The sequence below is a fragment of the Acinetobacter sp. YH12208 genome (assembly GCF_013418055.1).
GTDB lineage: Bacteria > Pseudomonadota > Gammaproteobacteria > Pseudomonadales > Moraxellaceae > Acinetobacter > Acinetobacter pseudolwoffii.
Genome location: NZ_VPCT01000001.1, coordinates 239,027 through 256,400, shown reverse-complemented (window position 1 = coordinate 256,400; position 17,374 = coordinate 239,027). Strand labels below are relative to the sequence as shown.

The following is a 17,374-nucleotide window of genomic DNA, read 5'->3' as shown; positions in this document are numbered from 1 at the left end:
ATAAGGCTCAGCTGATTTTAGTTGCTTACCCTGATCTCAGCCTATCCGTCAAATGAATATGTACCGAGAAATTGTAGATTCTCGGTACATTACACTAATGATTCTAAAATAAAACTGATAGATTTTTTAGAGTTGAGCACCTACTTATAAAAACTCGCGTCTTTGATCACATACAACCCGATCACTCATAAGATCAAGATCAGACAGATCCAGTAAAATAGTGGCTCAAAATAAGCCTTAGTTCAATGAAGATTCACACTAGAGCCAGTACACATTAAAGCTATAATAAAACTCCAGCACTTCAAAACGTACGTTATAGCCCAGTTCAGTCAACTCGGCTGATAAAGCCCGAATATCTTCCAAAGGCAAATGTTTGGGAAATACAGTAATGACTGCGGTATTGCCCTGTTTCGCATTTTCTTCAATTAGCTTGGCTAGACGCGGCTTATAGACCTCAATATTTAAATTAGCCACATCTGATAAAACCTTGGCCTGATCCGCCGTCATAAAAGTCATTTTTTATTTTCTCTTTTGATGTAATTTCATCAAGTTAAATGATTTAAACCAAAAGCCGTATTTCATTTTTGTATCAGGTAACTAAAAAATAACAGGCAAAAAAAATCCCTCTGCAGAGGGATTTTTTAAATAGAAACTTACTGACCGGGCAGTGGAATATATTGGGAAGAACTGTTTTGTGCTTTACGCTCAGTCACTACTACATCCAGCATCATGGTTTTTCCGGCACGCTCTACTTCAATCTGAATGGTACTATTCGGCTTTTGCAGGGCAACAAAATTAATCAAATGCGAAGCCGAACTGATCTCTTCCTCATTCACTTTCATAATTTTGTCGCCACGCTGGATGCCCGCTTTCGCTGCCGGTCCATCTGCCAGCACTTCTGCGACGGTCACCCCTTTCTCTTTAGGTTGCAGTACATCATCACGTTCTGTCGGTAATAAACTGATTCCTAACCAGCCACGAACGACACGGCCATCTTTCAGAATAGCATTCATCACCTGCTGACAGATTTTGGCTGGAATGGCGAAACCAATCCCCAGTGAACCACCAGTTTGCGAGAAAATTGCCGTATTCACCCCAATCAAGTTGCCGGCGACATCGATCAAGGCTCCGCCTGAATTTCCCGGGTTAATTGCAGCATCGGTTTGCACAAAGTCTTCATAGGTATTAATGCCCAGATCTGAACGCCCTGTTGCTGAAATAATCCCTTGCGTTACGGTTTGACCCACACCAAATGGGTTACCAATGGCCAAAACGACGTCACCGACTTCATTGCCACTCAATTTAAAAGGCAACACGGGTAATTGATCCAGTTCAATTTTAATCACTGCCAGATCGGTATCTGGATCCATTCCCACAACTTTTGCTTCAGCACGTCGTCCATCCTGCAATGCCACCACAATCTGGTCTGCCTGTGCAATCACATGATTATTGGTCAGGATATAACCATCAGGACGTACAATCACCCCGGAACCTAAACTGTTCTCATTCGGACTTTGTCCATACTGGTCAGGCAACTGATCGCCAAAAAACTCACGAAAGACCGGATCGGTCAACAAAGGATGAGCCTGCTGTTTGACTTTTTGAGTGGTAAAGATATTGACTACAGCCGGCGCTGCTACTCTCACCGCAGCACTATAGGAGACCACGCCTCCTGAGCGCGACGTATCAATCAACGGCTCTACTTTTTCAGCAGGCATCTTGACACCATCTGGTGCAACCGGTGCTTTTGGTTTTTGTAGTTGTTGCCACCCCAAAAAACCGATAATGACCAAAATCAGTAACACCCAGGGTAACCATGTAAAGGTGCGGCGCACGTTGTTATCCTCTAAAATATTTTAATTCGTTGATGACTAAGTAATTTGTGTTCTATTGTAATGCGAAATACATAACTAAACACAAAAAATTCCACAGAGTTTTGTGCAGCTTTAGTTACAATTAAATATAAAGATAAATATTGGCAAGTTTTTAAACGAACAGGAATTTTATGGCGAATTTAAATGATATTATTCAGTGGTGTGAACAGACTTTGGCAGCACGTGAATTTAAGGACTATGCACCGAATGGCTTGCAGATCGAAGGTAAATCCGAGGTCAATAAAATCCTGTGTGCCGTGAGTGCTTCGCAAAGTGCGATCGAAGCGGCAATTGAGCAAGGCGCAGATTTACTGCTGGTTCATCATGGCTATTTCTGGAAAGGTGAAGCCTATCCGATCACTGGTATGCGCGGTAAACGAATTAAAGCCTTAATTCAAAATGATATCTCTCTGGTTGGCTATCATCTGCCTTTAGACAGTCATCCAACTTTAGGCAATAATGCGGCGATTGCAGATTTATTAGAACTGGAAAATATCGAACAGTTGGATCCGAGTGAACGCCATCCGATTGGCAATATTGGCTATTTAAAACAACCGATGCGTCCTGAATATTTTAAAAACCATGTTTCAGAAAAACTTGGCTTTGATGCAATTCATCTTCCTGCGGACAAAACTCAAATCCATAAAGTCGGTTTCTGTACCGGTGGTGCGCAGGATTATATTCATAAAGCAGCGCTACAAGAGTGTGATGCTTATATTTCTGGTGAAGTGAGCGAACGCACCTTCTATGAAGCCCAGGAACTGAATGTACATTATTATGCCTGTGGCCATCATGCCACTGAAAAATATGGTGTACAGCGCCTGGCCAAAGCGATTTCAGAACAGTTTAATATTGAGTATGCTTATTACGAATTAGACAATCCGATTTAATTCTCGCTGACAGCATTTTCCACGAGCTTTATTTATATATTTTCAGGATTTATTGTGTATTGTTATTTATACGTAATGCCCATTTGGTCCGATTATCTATTACAATAAAGCCACTTATTGTTAAAACCCAGCTAAATGCAAGGAATTGAGAACATGACAACCATTACTTTACCAGCATTACCTTATGGCTACGAAGATCTTGCTCCACACATCAGCAAAGAAACTTTAGAATACCATCACGACAAACACCACAATACTTATGTGGTTAACCTGAACAACCTGATCGCTGGTACTGAGCTTGAAGGCAAAACTCTAGAAGAAATCATTACAGCAACTGCTGGTGATGCGTCTAAAGCAGGTATTTTCAATAACGCTGCTCAAGTTTGGAACCACACGTTCTACTGGAACTGTATGGCTAAAAACGGTGGCGGTAAAGCAACGGGTACTTTGGCTGCAAAAATTGATGAAGCTTTCGGTTCTTACGAAAAATTTGCTGAAGAATTTGCTGCTGCTGCAACCACTCAGTTCGGTTCAGGTTGGGCTTGGTTAGTGGCTGACCAAGTAAACGGTCAACTGTCAATCATGAAAACTTCAAATGCTGATACGCCAATGGCGCACGGTAAAGTTGCAGTATTGACGATTGACGTTTGGGAACATGCTTATTACATCGACTTCCGTAATGCACGTCCTAAATACATCTCTACTTTCCTGGAAAGCCTAGTAAACTGGGATTATGCAAATGCGAAATATGCAGGTCAGCCTGCAGGTGTTGAGAAATAATTCTTTATTTCTTTGCTAAAAAATCACCCATTTCGGGTGATTTTTTTATTTTTAAGCCCCAAATGAATATTTATAAAGCAAACAATTCATTTCTTTACATTAATTGATTGACGACCTTGGGTTTCCTGCCTAAAATGCCGATCAGATTCTCCAATAGCTCAGTCGGTAGAGCGACGGACTGTTAATCCGCAGGTCCCTGGTTCGAGCCCAGGTTGGAGAGCCATCTATTCTTCCATAGCTCAGTCGGTAGAGCGACGGACTGTTAATCCGCAGGTCCCTGGTTCGAACCCAGGTGGAAGAGCCAAGATTCTAAAAAACCCACTCATTGCGAAGTGGGTTTTTTTATATCTGCTTTTTTTAAATTGAGATCGGTAGTGATATCTGTATGTACAATCAGCTACCTTATATTCTCTGATCCAGATCACTTACAAAAATTAAGGCTGATAACAATCTGACTGCTCAGACTGTTTACATAAACATAACAGTTTGAACTCCAAGCCTTTTCGACTATTTTTAAAACACTTGATTCAATTTCTTCGGCTTTTTTCTAAAAGTGCCTTGACCCCTTTTCAAATCTCTCTATAATCGCTGTCAGATTCTCCAATAGCTCAGTCGGTAGAGCGACGGACTGTTAATCCGCAGGTCCCTGGTTCGAGCCCAGGTTGGAGAGCCAATCTATTCTCCCATAGCTCAGTCGGTAGAGCGACGGACTGTTAATCCGCAGGTCCCTGGTTCGAGCCCAGGTGGGAGAGCCAAGATTCTGAAAAAACCCACTCATTGCGAAGTGGGTTTTTTTTATTCTTCCCTATTTGTGATCTGTGTTTAATTTGAGTCAGTTTATATTTTTTGTGATTGGCTGCCTGGCAACTTTTGCGTTAGTTTGCCTGCTCTTCCCGCATCTGTTCACCCGTCAAAAAAAATTCTATCCGAAGCGTGTGATTACTGCTTTTGAAAGCAGGATGTTTACACGCCTAAAAGAAGCCTTTCCTCATCATCATATTCTGGCTCAGGTTGCCTTTAGCGCCTTGATTACGCATGACCAGATGAACATGCGTAATCAGTTCAATCGTAAAGTTACAGATTTTGTGGTGCTTGATCGTGACTATAATGTACTGGCCATTATTGAACTGGATGATCCCAGCCACATTGGCAAAGAGCAGGAAGATGCTGAACGGGATGCTATGCTGATTGCAGCAGGCTATACCGTGATTCGATACACTCAGATTCCAAGCATCAGACAACTGCAAAGAGATTTGAGATAATTTAAGGTAAGGTTACTGCGCTTTCGGATGCAGCTTGGGTTGAATTTGTATCTTGCTCTGCTTTGAGCTTTTCCGCAGCTTCTCGCGCTTCGATGCGCGCAATCATTTCTGCCTGCTGCTGTTTATATTTTTCCTGATTTTTAGCATCACTATTTACCGCAAGAAAAGCCATACTCACCAAAAATATCGGTATACATAATACCAGCGCACCTAAAATTACCAGCTTTTTAACACTGCGGGGCTGCGGCTGCTCAGACATAACAAACCTACTTTAATTTCGTCATTTAATTGCACTGCTCAATATAACAAAATAAAGTCATAGCTCAAGGCCGAAAAACATTTAAATCCACGCCGACCTCAAGCCAACATGGATTTATTATTCTTGTTTTAATTAAGACACTGGGGTATTCATGACCGCTTCTACCGTATTGAGTAATGCTGGAATATTTTCAGTGACCACTGTGGCATGCGTTGCATTCAGTATTGGAATTAACTCCACATCAGTTCCATCTGCCAGCATATCTTTATATAACATCTCGGTAATAGTATAAGGTACAGTGGTATCTGCTGTGCCTTGAAAAATATAAACTGGGCGATCAAGTCTAGTTTGTGCAGGCTGATTATCGATCAGATAATCCATAATATCAAGATCACTCAGAAAGTTTCTCTGCAACGCTTGGTATTGCGAGAAATTCACACCACTTTGTAATGTCGTTTGAATATCTGCACCAAAACGTTGTGCAAGCTCAGGGGAACATAAACTTTCAGCCTGCCTGGCCAGATCAACCTTGGCATTGACAAAGGCCTGATTGTAATTAAAGCTGGTTTTTTCTGCCTTAATTCCTGAACTGACGATGGCTGCATACGTATACAAAGTCGCAGCAATTGGAACTGCTTGTGCCACATTCCCTGACTCAGCCAGATCTTGAGCAAATAAAAGCCCCTCTTCTAAGGTATCGTTAAGATAGGAAGCCGGGGCAATCGCCACTGCTCCACGATAGGTATTATTTGGTAAAGCCTTATAAAATTCTGCAGCAGCCAAGGCAGCATGACCACCCTGAGACCAACCAATCACTCCCCAATCTTTAGCCAGCAGTCCACCATACTGTTTTTGAGCTTCACTAATCGCTGACAATATTGACTTGGCAGCACTCTCCAGATGTAAATATGGATGAGGCACATTGTCATTACCCAAACCCTCATAATCCGGTGCAATCACTGCATAACCACGTTCTACTAATCCCATAACCAAGGCCTTTTCAGGCCCATCCAGAGCAAGGCGTGAAGGAGCACATTTATCTGCTGCACCTGTAGTACCATGCGCCCAGACGACGATCGGCCAACCACCTACAGGTGGAGTACCTTTCGGGGTAAATACCAATGTGGTCGCACGAATTTCTCGACCTTGTACACCTTCCATTCTATAAGTAAAAATATCATGACGTTCGACCACTGTTTTTACTTGCTCATCGACTGCATAAGTTCGAACCGGATTAAACCCTATAAAATTGTCGTCATCATCATCGTTACACGCAGATAAAAATAGTACCGAGGAACACAGCACACCTAACATCAATTTCTTATAACTGTTCTGCATATTTCTATCCTTTTAATTGTTATTCCCTATCTCTTAATCGAGATCACTCAAAATTAATCATAAAAAAAGCATCCTTTATAGGATGCTTTTGTTGTTATCCGACATACGGTAATTATCTTAGAGCAAACAATATTCCCACAAAAATAATGAGGCCAATCCAACGGTTATGACGGAATGCCCAAAAACATAGCTGTGGATTTTTATCGCGAGTTTTAAACCATTGGTAAATAAAATCAGCAGCAACCAGCAAAAGTGCTAACAAGCCAAATGGAATCAATAAATTTTCCAGCCAAAGTGCAGCACCTATCAATAAAATACTGCTCGCCTGCAAGGTGCTAATGATTGGAATATCATAGCGACCAAACAGAATTGCGGTTGATTTTACTCCAATCTTTAAATCATATTCACGGTCTGCAATCGCATATTGAGTATCGTAGGCCACAGTCCAGGCCAGATTACCAAAATACAATAACCAGCAAGTCAGATCAGGTGTTTGCCCAACAGCGGTATAGGCCATGGGTATGGCCCAGGAAAATGCTGCACCCAAAAATACCTGAGGCAAATGGGTATAACGTTTCATAAAAGGATAAATAAACGCTAACAGCAAAGCCCCAAATGACCAGTAAAAAGTTTCGATCGGCAAGAAAAATAGCAGACAGGCGCTGGCAGCCACCAAAACCAGAAATACCATCACCGCTTCTTTGGCGCTGATGACTCCGGTCGCTAGTGGTCGGTTTTTAGTACGCTCCACATGCGCATCGACTTTACGGTCAGCAAAATCATTGATGGCACAACCCGCCGCCCGCATAAAAATCACACCCAAAATCATGGGAATTAAAATTTCAATGCGTGGCATCCCCTGAGCCGCGATCCATAACGCCCACAAGGTTGGCCAAAAGACCAGTTCAGTACCAATCGGTTTATCAAAACGACAAAGATAATAATAGGCGCCAAGACGCTCACGCCAGGTTATTGCTTGTGCAGTTGCCATATAAAGTCAAGCCCTTGAATTTTGTATAAAGTGTTCAAATGCCGGTAAAAATGTTTCTTGTACGATAAATTTACAGCCGTGCCAAGTATAGCAGCTCTGACGCGTCCAACCCTCTTCTAAAAGAATGACCCGACGCTGGCAGAGTGGATTCGTCCGTTGAAACAGGAACCAGCCAATTGGCTTAGTCCCAATATGCTGAAAGATTCGGGCTTTTTTTTGCAGGCTTAAAATTGGAAAAATACTCTTTGCTTTCACCCAGGGCGACTGTTCTGAACCATAGAGATAGCTTTCCCGCACCCAGGAAGTATGCTGATGTGACATGTGCATCCATTTGGCATTGGCGAAGCTTAAACGCTGAAAATGCTCTTGAATAGGCTCAACATGAAATTGTCCCTGCGCCAAGCCGGTCAATTGCTGTGTCAGAGAACCTGATGCATACAGCCATGGTTTTAGCTCAGCAGACATAGTGGGCATCAAGGCATGCTGATTTTTAGAAAAATACGTCATGTTTAACAGTTATCTGCTTTAGCAATCACTTCAAATTTGCCTTGGGGTGTTTTAATTAAAATTAAGCCTTCAGCGCTTAAATAAAACTCTTTTGGATAGTCAAATGTAAGTGCCAGTTCAGGATTTTTCAGTTCAACAAACTGTGCTTGTTTATAACCTTCAATGGTACGCCCTACTTCCAAATACGTAACTTCAGAAAAATTTAACTTAAAACCTTGCGCATGGTCTTTAGGATCATTCCAAGGAAAAAATCCGGTATGTTTTTTACGTGGTTTAGTCATAACAATCTAATTCAACATTCTTTGCTTTATATTAACCCAGTATAGAAAAAACCCGCGACATGCGCGGGTTTTTTACAGTGAAATTCTTGAAAGAATTACAGGCTGTAGTACATCTCGAATTCAACTGGGTGAGTGGTCGTGTTTAAACGACGCACTTCTTCAGTTTTAAGTTCGATATAGGCATCAAGCATGTCTTTCGTGAACACGCCACCTTTCAGCAGGTAATCATGATCTGCTTCAAGTGCTTCAAGCGCCATATCCAGACTATGCGCCACAGTCGGGATTTTCGCTTCTTCTTCAGGAGGAAGATCGTACAGGTTTTTGTCAGCCGCTTCACCTGGATGAATCTTGTTTTGGATACCGTCGATACCTGCCATCAACAATGCCGCGAAACCGAGGTACGGGTTCATCATTGGATCTGGGAAGCGAGCTTCAATACGCTTGCCTTTCGGGCTTGACACGTAAGGAATACGGATAGATGCAGAACGGTTACGCGCTGAGTAAGCCAGCATAATCGGTGCTTCGAAATGCGGAACCAGACGCTTGTACGAGTTTGTAGAAGGGTTGGTTAATGCATTCAATGAACGCGCATGTTTGATAATACCGCCAATGAAGTACAATGCCATTTCTGAAAGGCCTGCATATTCATCACCAGCAAACAAGTTCTTGCCATCTTTAGAGATCGACATGTGAACGTGCATACCAGAACCGTTATCGCCAACCATTGGTTTAGGCATAAAGGTTGCTGTTTTCGCATATTGATGCGCAACGTTCCAAACCGCATATTTAAACTGTTGAACTTCGTCCGCTTTACGAACCATGGTGTTGAAGCTTACACCAATTTCCAACTGGCAAGATGCAACTTCATGGTGATGTACTTCTACACGACCTGGGCCCATGATGTCTTCAATTTTGGCACACATATCTGCACGCATATCATGTGAAGAATCAACTGGAGGAACCGGGAAGTAACCACCTTTTACGCGTGGACGGTGACCAGAGTTACCACCTTCGTAGTCATTGTTGGTTGACCAGGCCGCTTCTTCAGCGATCAATGTATGGCGCGCGCCAGACATATCGATTTCCCATTTCACTTCGTCAAATACGAAGAATTCTGGTTCTGGGCCAAAGAATGCTGTATCACCAATACCTGTCGATTTTAGGTATTCTTCAGCACGGCGAGCAATCGAACGTGGGTCACGGTCATAACCCTGACCTGTAGAAGGCTCAATCACATCACAAGTCACAACAACTGTAGGCTCGGCAAAGAACGGGTCGATGAAACCGGTTTCTGCATCTGGGCGTAAAATCATGTCAGATGCTTCGATGCCCTTCCAACCAGCAATTGAAGAACCGTCGAACATTTTACCGTCTTCAAAAGTATCTTCGTCGATTGTATCTGCTGGGTAAGTCACATGTTGCTCTTTACCTTTAGTATCCGTAAAACGGAAATCGACCCATTTCGCGCCACTTTCTTGGATGAGTTGAAGGACTTTGTTCGCCATGCTCATTTTGCTCCGATGAATTTTTGTTGCACTCGTTACGTGCGTGTTAGTAGTTGGTAGTCATTAAGCAATTACCGTACCAACTATTCAAAGTATAGATAAAATCTTGAAATCTATATAAGAAATCATGAAGTGACAAAAATACTTTGCGACTATTATACTAGTTGAGAAACTAAATGCACTATATTCAGGCATTCTTCATTTATTTTATTTCTGCTTTATTTTTTAGCGCACCTAAATAGTGCAATCACCTATAGAAGTGTATTAAAAACATAGTTTTTTATATAAAATTTGCTACTTTTTCGTGTATTTGTTTAAAAAACACCCATATGTTGCTAAAAAATTGACTGTTTTCTTATGGTCTGAGACAAACAGAGATCTGCAACATGCAGTTGCTCAGTGAATATTTTGAGGCATTTTCTTTAAATATACTTTCTACACCATAGTCTATATAAATTTCTATTATTCAAGTGATGCTTTTTTCAACAAACTTTAGATCAATATTGCTGATTATTTTTAACTTATCAATTTTTCCCTAAAAAATACACAGCCTAAAGTTTCTTTAAGTAAGTCTATTACTTTAAATCATGATTAAAATTTTATTTCAGTTGATACAGATGCTTTTAAAGCAAATAAATTGAGCAAAATTGTTGCGCCGAATACGGCTATTTTTTGCTATGATGAATAGTGCTTTATTTTCACACAATGAAATCAATGATTTAGTCGTGTCACACCCGTGCTTGCAATAAGCGCAAATAAAGTACGATCTGGACAACTTTAGCACAGTTAAGTGCATTAATTTCAATAGGTTACTCATGCTTTTAATGGTCGACAACTATGACTCCTTTACTTACAACATCGTTCAATATTTTGGCGAACTGAATCAAGAAGTAAAAGTAGTCCGTAATGATGCCGTGACATTGGAAGATATAGAGCGATGGCAACCCAAGTATTTAGTGATTGGCCCCGGCCCATGCTCGCCGAGTGAAGCAGGCATTTCGATTCCTGCGATTCAGCATTTTGCTGGAAAAATTCCGTTATTGGGCGTTTGTCTCGGCCATCAGAGTATTGGTCAGGCATTTGGCGGTGACATCATACGTGCCAAACGTGTCATGCACGGCCGTCTGTCGGATATGTACCACAGCGATACCGGGATTTTCAGCAATCTTCCGTCGCCATTTCCTGCAACGCGCTATCATTCCCTGGTGATTGATCAAGCCACCTTGCCTGAATGTCTGGAAGTGACCTGCTGGACCAATGAAGCCGATGGCTCTATGGAAGAAATTATGGGGGTAAAACATAAGACATTGCCGGTCGAAGGCGTGCAGTTCCATCCTGAATCGATCCTGAGCCAGCATGGCCATCAAATCTTTAAAAACTTTCTCGAAATTTATGCCTAAGAACATCTTATGAATATTCAACAAGCTTTAAACAATATTACCAAAAACATTCACCTGACTCAGGATCAAATGCAAGACGTGATGCGTGCCATCATGTCAGGTGAAACCACTGATGCCCAGATTGGTGCCCTGCTGATGGGTTTACGCCTTAAAGGTGAAAGCATTGATGAAATTACCGCAGCCGCACGGGTCATGCGTGAACTGGCTACCAAAATTGATGTCAGTGATATTCCCTATCTGGTCGATATCGTCGGTACAGGCGGTGATGGCCAGAACCTGTTTAATGTCTCTACTGCTTCCGCATTTGTAATTGCAGCAGCGGGCGCAACCATTGCCAAACATGGTAACCGCGGCGTTTCGACCAAATCAGGGTCGTCAGATTTACTGGAACAGGCCGGGATTAATCTGGACCTGAATATGCAGCAGACCGAGCGCTGTATCCGTGATGTCGGTGTCGGTTTCCTGTTTGCACCCAATCATCATCAAGCCATGAAATATGCAATCGGCCCACGCAAAGAATTAGGGATTCGCAGCATTTTCAACTTACTTGGCCCGCTTACGAATCCGGCCGGAGTAAATCGTTTAGTGATTGGTGTATTTTCCAATGAACTCTGCCGTCCAATTGCTGAAGTCATGAAACAGCTCGGTGCTGAACATGTGATGGTGGTACATTCACGTGATGGTCTGGATGAAATCAGTATTGCCTCTTCAACTCATGTCGCTGAACTGAAAAATGGCGAAGTCACGGAATGGGAAATTATTCCTGAATCGGTCGATATTGAATCGCAAACCCTGACCGGACTGATTGTGGAAGATTCTGCGCAAAGTCTGGCTTTAATCAAAGATGCACTGGGCAAGAAAAAATCAGACATCGGTGATAAAGCCGCCAATATGATCGCGCTGAATGCCGGCGCGGGTATTTATGTCTCCGGTTTAACCAGCAGCTATAAGCAAGGTGTTGCGCTGGCACATGACATTATTTACGGCGGTCAGGCACTTGAAAAAATGAGTGTGCTGTCTGAATTTACCAAAACCATTAAACAATACGAAGCTTAATTCGGTCAGGAATTTTGATCATGGTGGATATCGCAAATACAATTTTAGGCAAGATTGTTGACCGTAAAACGGAAGAATTTGCTCTACGTTTAAAGCAGAAAAGCTATAAAGATCTGGAAGAGCTGGCTCAAGGTGCATCAGCTGTGCGTGGTTTTGCCCAGTCTTTAATGTCAAAACGTCCGGGTGTAATTGCTGAAATCAAGAAAGCCTCACCATCTAAGGGGATTATTCGTGAGAATTTTAATCCTGCAGAAATTGCAGCACAGTATCAGGATGCAGGCGCAGCCTGTTTATCGGTGCTGACCGATGTAGACTTTTTTCAGGGTGCAGATGAAAATATTCAGATTGCCCGTTCGCATTGTGACCTGCCGGCGCTGCGTAAAGATTTCCTGATCGATCCTTATGGAGTCATTGAAGCACGTGCCTTAGATGCAGATTGTATTTTACTGATTGTGGCATGTCTGTCAGATCAGCAACTGGAAGAAATGTCGAAGACTGCTTTTGAGCATAATTTAGATGTTTTAGTTGAAGTACATGATGAAGCTGAACTGGAACGTGCGCTGAAACTTTCAGATCGCTGCTTGCTGGGTGTGAATAACCGTAATTTAAAAACCTTCGATGTCGATTTAGATACCTCGATTCGTTTAAAGAACTTACTCGATCCCTCTCGCCTGTTAGTCACTGAAAGTGGTATTGCTACTCCTGCCGATGTGGCGATGATGCAACAGCATGATATTCACGCTTTCTTGGTCGGTGAAAGCTTTATGAAACAGTCTCGTCCGGATCATGCTTTCCGTGATTTGTTTGGTGAGCCTGAAGCGGTTTAAAATGTAAATACTCACCTAAGCATTAAAAAAGCCTAATCATGAGATTGGGCTTTTTTATTTTCAATATTGAAAAGTAGATCATAGAATCTCGAGCGTATTTAAAATCCTCAGCAATGTCATGAACGCAATTCAGTTCTCCTTTGTCTATTTTCAGACTATAATTCTTGTAAATTCCGCATCTCCCTTGTTTTTACATTATGAGTAAACACGATTCTTCATTATCTAAAGATCAGTACAACCTGCTGAAATCTTTTAAGAAGCAAATTACACAGCCACAAACGCCTGCGGTCGTTGCTGCACCTGTTGAAAAGACTGTCGAGCAAGAGGCTTTAGAAGAACTGGAATTATTCCGCAAGCAAATGCAGGGCGTGCAAAAAATTGAATCAGGCAATACGGTTCAACTGGACAAACCACGCAAGAAAAAACCGGATGCACAAGTTCTGGCAAAGCGTGCAGCGGCGACTGGCCCGATGGAAACAGATGCCATGGCATTATCGGACACGCAGGCCATGCTCAATCCTGTCGGGAGTCAGGCCAACTTGAGCTATCGCATTGCCACCTTGCAGCATAAAGTGTTTGAAGACTTAAAAGCCGGCAATTTACGCTGGTTTGAAGCTGTGGATCTGCATGGCTGTACCGTGGAAGAAGCGCGTCAGGCGGTGCTACAAATTATCCAGATCGCCAAAGATGAAAACCAGAACGTGATTAAGATCGTACACGGTAAAGGCCCGGAAGCGATTTTAAAAACCTATGTGAATGGTTGGCTGCGTCAGCATCGCGATGTTTTGGCTTTTGTCAGTGCGCCTGAAAAACAAGGCGGTACTGGTGCAGTTCTGGTTCTGCTAAAACGTGCAGAAAAGAATCCAAAGTTTAAACAGTAACCGGTTTTCGCCTCAAAACAAGGCATTGTAAAAGTTTTCTGCTACAATGCCGTCCTTGTTCATTCTCAGTTTAAGTGAATACGTCATATGACTATGCAGCAATCCTACGCAAACATTCTTACTGCCGTTGGCGAAGATCTCAATCGCCCTGGTCTCAAAGATACGCCTGTGCGTGCTGCCAAAGCATTTTCATATTTAACCTCGGGTTATAGTCAGACACTTGAAGAAGTCACCAACAAAGCGGTCTTTCCTTCCGACAACCGTGAAATGGTGCTGGTCAAAAACATCGAATTCTATTCCTTATGTGAACATCATTTATTACCATTTTATGGCCGTGTCCATATCGCCTATTTACCAGAAGGTCATGTCTTGGGCCTGTCCAAATTTGCCCGTATTACTGAAATGTTTGCGCGTCGTTTGCAAATCCAGGAAAACTTGACCCAGCAAATTGCAGAAGCAGTGGCGGAAATCACCAAAGCACGTGGTGTCGCCGTGATGATTGATTCTGCACATATGTGCATGATGATGCGTGGTGTGGGCAAACAGGAATCGACCACACGTACAGTCTCTTTTATTGGTGATTTTAAAACTGATAAAGAAACCCGCCGTGAGTTTTTAAGTGCAGTGCCAGAAAGCTACTAAGCCTTAAAAGCCAATTATTTAAAGCCTCGATCATTCGGGGTTTTTTTAATTTCTTATAAACTGCTCTGGTCAGAGAATATCGATATCACAGCTGCTGTTGACCAAATTTGCATTCGTTATACTTGCAGCTAAACAATTGCTGCTTATCTTTGCAACAAGCCTACATTTAGATACATGATAAAGTTTTAATCCAGTTAGTCCTCGCTTAAAGTAAATTGACGTTGATATACAGCAAACAGCTTTATATCTTTCTGCTTGATTTTTAATGACAAGGAAAATGACCATGGCGAATAGCAAAAACAATCAGGACAAAGACAGCAAGAAATCTGCAAAAACTGCTAAAAAGACGCAAGATGAAAAACTGAAGAAGTCGAACAAAAGCAGTGACAAGGACAGCGATCGCAAAGTCAGCAAAAAAGCTGAAAGTGCTAAATCTAAAGCAGCATCTTCTAAAAAAGAGAATGCCAGTAAAGATGAAAAAGTAAAGGCGAAGAAAAGTGCGAGTTCTAAAGGCAGCGATAAAGCCAAAGACCTGAAAACATCTTCAGCGAAAAAACCGGCTAAAGCGAAAAGCAGCAATAAGAGCAAAGATGAAGACAGCAAGACGAAAAAATCTTCTTCAAAAAAATCAGCACCGGCCAAAAAGCAGTCAAGCACTTCGTCCAAGAGCAAGTCTGATAAAGCCAAAACCTCGAAGACCAGTTCGAAAAAGTCAAAGTAAAATCCAAGCCCCATGACTGGGGCTTTTCTTGATCCTGATCTCGGGTGAGTAGATCAGTAGAATTATTTTATATTTTTTAGTGTGTTCTTTATTGAGTGATACCGACCCTTCTAAATATAAGGCAAAGATATGAGTCCAGCAGCCAAAAATCCGCCGCCAAAACGTCAGTCACGGGTGGTGTCGAATAGTTTTGATTATTCTCTGGACTTCGAAAAGATTAATTTTCGCAAACGGCCCGAGTTGTACCGAATTGGCCGAGGAGAACAAGGCGTATTATTGGTGGAGCCTTATAAATCTGAAATTCTGCCGCACTGGCGCTTTGCGGATGAAGAAAAAGCCCAAGCCAGCAGTGACAAAATTTATCAGCTATTCCTAGCTTATTTAAAACAAGATGATTTTATCGGTGCGGACATGGCACGCAAGTTTTTACAGATGGGTTATACCCGTGCCCGCCGTTACGCCAACCATAAAGGTGGTAAAAAATATGATGGGCCGGTTCCGGAAGATAAGAAAGGCTTAAGCGGCGCACATGGCCGTTCAGAATTGCCACGCAGCCACGAAGATCCGGTCAAAGCAGCGGCCGCCAACATTTTTAAACAAAAATGGAATGATGCGAAAAACCATCCAGACTATATTCAGCAAAAGCGAAAATTTCAGGAATTTATCCAGCAACACATGGCAGATGAATAGAACTTTTAAGCTAGCTGGATCATTGCTGCCCTACCGGATTTGAGGGCGACTGTGCCATATAGACCCGGTTACGACCGGTATTTTTCGCCATATACAGTGCGGCATCCGCAGCATCCAAAAATCGCTGATAATCCGGATGCCCGTCATAGAGCGTACATCCAATACTGATCGTGATTTTAAACTGTTGTCCTTGCGCGGTTTTAATCATGCCATTTTCAACATATTTACGAATACTTTCGGCAATACTTAAGGCACGTTGTTTATCTGTATCGACCAGCAACAATAAGAATTCTTCCCCACCGACCCGGAAGGCATAATCACTGCCCTGACTGTATTTTTGCAGCGCTTCGGCAATAAATTTAAGTGCCAGATCACCTGCGGCATGTCCAAATTTATCATTGATACTTTTAAAGAAATCGGCATCCATCGCAAGTAAAGACAAAGGTGTATGATTTTTACGGGAAAAAGTGATTTCACGGGAAATCACCGTATTTAAATAACGGCGATTTAACAACTGGGTCAATGAATCATTGCCTGATTCAATATATTCCGCAACCTGAAATAACTGATCGACCAGCAGTTGAATTTCACGGTTTAAGTCACGGATTTGTTGAATCAGCCCCAAGACATTATTTTTATCCGTACAATCCATGATGGTCTGATTAATTGCATCAATCTGATAAATCCGCTCAATGATTAAATCGACCTGGTCCGAACCGGTAAAAGCATAAGAGGCTTTATGGATAAACCATAAACCGAACTCGGATTTGGACAACATCGGATGCTTTAAATTGTCAGGGCTCGAAAAGACCTTAAACATCAGTTCATTTTCCCAGTCCAGCAATGAGCTGCGCTGTTTGTCTTTTTGTACCGCTACATCCTGCATGGCTGAAAAAACACGGTAACTGTGTTTGATTTCCTGATTCATGGCTGTTTTGGCTTCATAAGAACGGCACATGATTTCTGTGGCAAAGCCCATGATTTGCACAATATAACTGCAGGCGGTCAACATGCTGTTTTGAGAAGATGCTTGCAACAGTTCAAAAACCTTGCGTTCAATTTCGCGAACACCACGCATGATTAACCAAGAAGGTATACCGACCCGGGCATGTACATGTCCAACCATCGCCTGCTTTTGTACGGCTTGCACATAACTCTTGTTGATTGGCACACTAAAACTTTCTGATAACCATTGAATCAGGGTGTTGCGTAAACGTTTTTGCACCAGTTCATCGGTTAAAAAATGTGCCGATTCTTGTTCGAGCAGCATATTTTTATAGAATTCTTCAACCAGTACCTGAGAATGGTCTTGAATGAACTGGAAGGCATGTAACAGGTCATCTGATGAATAATTCTGACAAATCTGCTTCCATTGTTCGGCCAGCATTGCCATGCATTCATTATTCATACAGCCTATTCCCCAAATATTGCAATTTGTATTAACATTATGTGACAAATATAACAAAATTA

At 42.2% G+C, this 17,374-nt stretch carries 19 protein-coding genes and 4 tRNA genes; 14 read left to right on the top strand and 9 right to left on the bottom strand.

Features of this window, described 5'->3' with window-relative positions:
* Positions 1-258: 258 nt before the first annotated feature.
* Together FTU95_RS01195 and FTU95_RS01190 are read right to left on the bottom strand one after the other, a co-directional pair.
* Complete coding sequence (locus FTU95_RS01195) at positions 259-516, bottom strand: hypothetical protein (protein ID WP_005096427.1); 258 nt, start codon at positions 514-516, stop codon at positions 259-261.
* A gap of 137 nt (positions 517-653) precedes the next feature.
* The gene (locus tag FTU95_RS01190; protein ID WP_005096426.1) at positions 654-1,835 is read right to left on the bottom strand and encodes a trypsin-like peptidase domain-containing protein; all 1,182 of its coding nucleotides are present in this window, start codon (positions 1,833-1,835) and stop codon (positions 654-656) included.
* 170 nt (positions 1,836-2,005) lie between these two features.
* Between FTU95_RS01190 and FTU95_RS01185 the strand changes: the two genes are divergently transcribed.
* The 7 genes from FTU95_RS01185 (at position 2,006) to FTU95_RS01155 (ending at position 4,806) form a co-directional block, all read left to right on the top strand.
* On the top strand, positions 2,006-2,764 hold the full coding sequence (locus FTU95_RS01185; RefSeq protein ID WP_180077280.1) for a Nif3-like dinuclear metal center hexameric protein: 759 nt from the start codon (positions 2,006-2,008) through the stop codon (positions 2,762-2,764).
* Between the two features lie 153 nt (positions 2,765-2,917).
* Entirely contained in the window at positions 2,918-3,544 is a 627-nt protein-coding gene (locus FTU95_RS01180; protein WP_005096423.1) for a superoxide dismutase, read from the top strand.
* A gap of 147 nt (positions 3,545-3,691) precedes the next feature.
* Positions 3,692-3,767, top strand: a tRNA-Asn gene (locus FTU95_RS01175).
* 5 nt (positions 3,768-3,772) lie between these two features.
* Positions 3,773-3,848 (top strand) — tRNA-Asn (locus tag FTU95_RS01170).
* 293 nt (positions 3,849-4,141) lie between these two features.
* Positions 4,142-4,217 (top strand) — tRNA-Asn (locus tag FTU95_RS01165).
* Between the two features lie 6 nt (positions 4,218-4,223).
* A tRNA-Asn gene (locus FTU95_RS01160) sits at positions 4,224-4,299 on the top strand.
* A 63-nt stretch (positions 4,300-4,362) separates the two neighbouring features.
* The gene (locus FTU95_RS01155; protein ID WP_005096422.1) at positions 4,363-4,806 is read left to right on the top strand and encodes a DUF2726 domain-containing protein; all 444 of its coding nucleotides are present in this window, start codon (positions 4,363-4,365) and stop codon (positions 4,804-4,806) included.
* A 1-nt stretch (position 4,807) separates the two neighbouring features.
* On the opposite strand, the gene FTU95_RS01150 is transcribed toward FTU95_RS01155, so the two are convergent.
* The 6 genes from FTU95_RS01150 to glnA all read right to left on the bottom strand — a co-directional run bounded on the left by FTU95_RS01150 (position 4,808) and on the right by glnA (position 9,693).
* Positions 4,808-5,065 carry a hypothetical protein gene (locus FTU95_RS01150; protein ID WP_005096421.1) on the bottom strand — a complete coding sequence of 86 codons (258 nt, stop codon included), beginning with the start codon at positions 5,063-5,065 and terminating at the stop codon, positions 4,808-4,810.
* Positions 5,066-5,197: 132 nt separating this feature from the next.
* A complete protein-coding gene (locus tag FTU95_RS01145) occupies positions 5,198-6,403 on the bottom strand; it encodes a S9 family peptidase (protein WP_180077278.1) in 1,206 nt (401 codons plus the stop codon).
* A 112-nt stretch (positions 6,404-6,515) separates the two neighbouring features.
* Positions 6,516-7,394, bottom strand: coding sequence for a 4-hydroxybenzoate octaprenyltransferase (ubiA, locus tag FTU95_RS01140; RefSeq protein ID WP_005096418.1), 879 nt, complete (start codon positions 7,392-7,394; stop codon positions 6,516-6,518).
* A 6-nt stretch (positions 7,395-7,400) separates the two neighbouring features.
* Entirely contained in the window at positions 7,401-7,868 is a 468-nt protein-coding gene (locus FTU95_RS01135) for a chorismate lyase (protein ID WP_159515955.1), read from the bottom strand.
* A gap of 35 nt (positions 7,869-7,903) precedes the next feature.
* The gene (locus FTU95_RS01130) at positions 7,904-8,182 is read right to left on the bottom strand and encodes a hypothetical protein (RefSeq protein ID WP_074383029.1); all 279 of its coding nucleotides are present in this window, start codon (positions 8,180-8,182) and stop codon (positions 7,904-7,906) included.
* Positions 8,183-8,277: 95 nt separating this feature from the next.
* On the bottom strand, positions 8,278-9,693 hold the full coding sequence (gene glnA / locus FTU95_RS01125; RefSeq protein ID WP_171063330.1) for a type I glutamate--ammonia ligase: 1,416 nt from the start codon (positions 9,691-9,693) through the stop codon (positions 8,278-8,280).
* A gap of 809 nt (positions 9,694-10,502) precedes the next feature.
* Here glnA and FTU95_RS01120 point away from each other — a divergent pair.
* The 7 genes from FTU95_RS01120 to FTU95_RS01090 all read left to right on the top strand — a co-directional run bounded on the left by FTU95_RS01120 (position 10,503) and on the right by FTU95_RS01090 (position 15,904).
* Positions 10,503-11,087 carry an aminodeoxychorismate/anthranilate synthase component II gene (locus FTU95_RS01120; protein WP_005096412.1) on the top strand — a complete coding sequence of 195 codons (585 nt, stop codon included), beginning with the start codon at positions 10,503-10,505 and terminating at the stop codon, positions 11,085-11,087.
* A 9-nt stretch (positions 11,088-11,096) separates the two neighbouring features.
* A complete protein-coding gene (trpD, locus tag FTU95_RS01115; RefSeq protein WP_180077275.1) occupies positions 11,097-12,143 on the top strand; it encodes an anthranilate phosphoribosyltransferase in 1,047 nt (348 codons plus the stop codon).
* Positions 12,144-12,163: 20 nt separating this feature from the next.
* Positions 12,164-12,970, top strand: coding sequence for an indole-3-glycerol phosphate synthase TrpC (gene trpC / locus FTU95_RS01110; RefSeq protein WP_180039442.1), 807 nt, complete (start codon positions 12,164-12,166; stop codon positions 12,968-12,970).
* 197 nt (positions 12,971-13,167) lie between these two features.
* Positions 13,168-13,851, top strand: a complete 684-nt coding sequence (locus FTU95_RS01105; RefSeq protein WP_180039444.1) for a Smr/MutS family protein — start codon at positions 13,168-13,170, stop codon at positions 13,849-13,851.
* 93 nt (positions 13,852-13,944) lie between these two features.
* Positions 13,945-14,493: a GTP cyclohydrolase I FolE gene (folE, locus tag FTU95_RS01100; RefSeq protein ID WP_005096407.1), complete on the top strand. Its 549-nt coding sequence runs from the start codon at positions 13,945-13,947 to the stop codon at positions 14,491-14,493.
* Positions 14,494-14,776: 283 nt separating this feature from the next.
* On the top strand, positions 14,777-15,214 hold the full coding sequence (locus FTU95_RS01095) for a hypothetical protein (protein WP_005096405.1): 438 nt from the start codon (positions 14,777-14,779) through the stop codon (positions 15,212-15,214).
* Positions 15,215-15,343: 129 nt separating this feature from the next.
* The gene (locus FTU95_RS01090; protein WP_005096404.1) at positions 15,344-15,904 is read left to right on the top strand and encodes a DUF4385 domain-containing protein; all 561 of its coding nucleotides are present in this window, start codon (positions 15,344-15,346) and stop codon (positions 15,902-15,904) included.
* 19 nt (positions 15,905-15,923) lie between these two features.
* Here the strand turns inward: FTU95_RS01090 and FTU95_RS01085 are convergent, their stop codons facing one another.
* Positions 15,924-17,312 carry a diguanylate cyclase gene (locus FTU95_RS01085; protein ID WP_005096402.1) on the bottom strand — a complete coding sequence of 463 codons (1,389 nt, stop codon included), beginning with the start codon at positions 17,310-17,312 and terminating at the stop codon, positions 15,924-15,926.
* Positions 17,313-17,374 lie beyond the last annotated feature (62 nt).

Coding starts and splice junctions, on each gene's coding strand:
- FTU95_RS01195 (WP_005096427.1), bottom strand. CDS start 516: ATGACTTTTATGACGGCGGATCAGGCCAAGGTTTTATCAGATGTGGCT.
- FTU95_RS01185 (WP_180077280.1), top strand. CDS start 2,006: ATGGCGAATTTAAATGATATTATTCAGTGGTGTGAACAGACTTTGGCA.
- FTU95_RS01180 (WP_005096423.1), top strand. CDS start 2,918: ATGACAACCATTACTTTACCAGCATTACCTTATGGCTACGAAGATCTT.
- FTU95_RS01150 (WP_005096421.1), bottom strand. CDS start 5,065: ATGTCTGAGCAGCCGCAGCCCCGCAGTGTTAAAAAGCTGGTAATTTTA.
- FTU95_RS01145 (WP_180077278.1), bottom strand. CDS start 6,403: ATGCAGAACAGTTATAAGAAATTGATGTTAGGTGTGCTGTGTTCCTCG.
- ubiA (WP_005096418.1), bottom strand. CDS start 7,394: ATGGCAACTGCACAAGCAATAACCTGGCGTGAGCGTCTTGGCGCCTAT.
- FTU95_RS01135 (WP_159515955.1), bottom strand. CDS start 7,868: ATGCCCACTATGTCTGCTGAGCTAAAACCATGGCTGTATGCATCAGGT.
- FTU95_RS01130 (WP_074383029.1), bottom strand. CDS start 8,182: ATGACTAAACCACGTAAAAAACATACCGGATTTTTTCCTTGGAATGAT.
- glnA (WP_171063330.1), bottom strand. CDS start 9,693: ATGAGCATGGCGAACAAAGTCCTTCAACTCATCCAAGAAAGTGGCGCG.
- FTU95_RS01120 (WP_005096412.1), top strand. CDS start 10,503: ATGCTTTTAATGGTCGACAACTATGACTCCTTTACTTACAACATCGTT.
- trpD (WP_180077275.1), top strand. CDS start 11,097: ATGAATATTCAACAAGCTTTAAACAATATTACCAAAAACATTCACCTG.
- trpC (WP_180039442.1), top strand. CDS start 12,164: ATGGTGGATATCGCAAATACAATTTTAGGCAAGATTGTTGACCGTAAA.
- FTU95_RS01105 (WP_180039444.1), top strand. CDS start 13,168: ATGAGTAAACACGATTCTTCATTATCTAAAGATCAGTACAACCTGCTG.
- folE (WP_005096407.1), top strand. CDS start 13,945: ATGCAGCAATCCTACGCAAACATTCTTACTGCCGTTGGCGAAGATCTC.
- FTU95_RS01095 (WP_005096405.1), top strand. CDS start 14,777: ATGGCGAATAGCAAAAACAATCAGGACAAAGACAGCAAGAAATCTGCA.
- FTU95_RS01090 (WP_005096404.1), top strand. CDS start 15,344: ATGAGTCCAGCAGCCAAAAATCCGCCGCCAAAACGTCAGTCACGGGTG.
- FTU95_RS01085 (WP_005096402.1), bottom strand. CDS start 17,312: ATGAATAATGAATGCATGGCAATGCTGGCCGAACAATGGAAGCAGATT.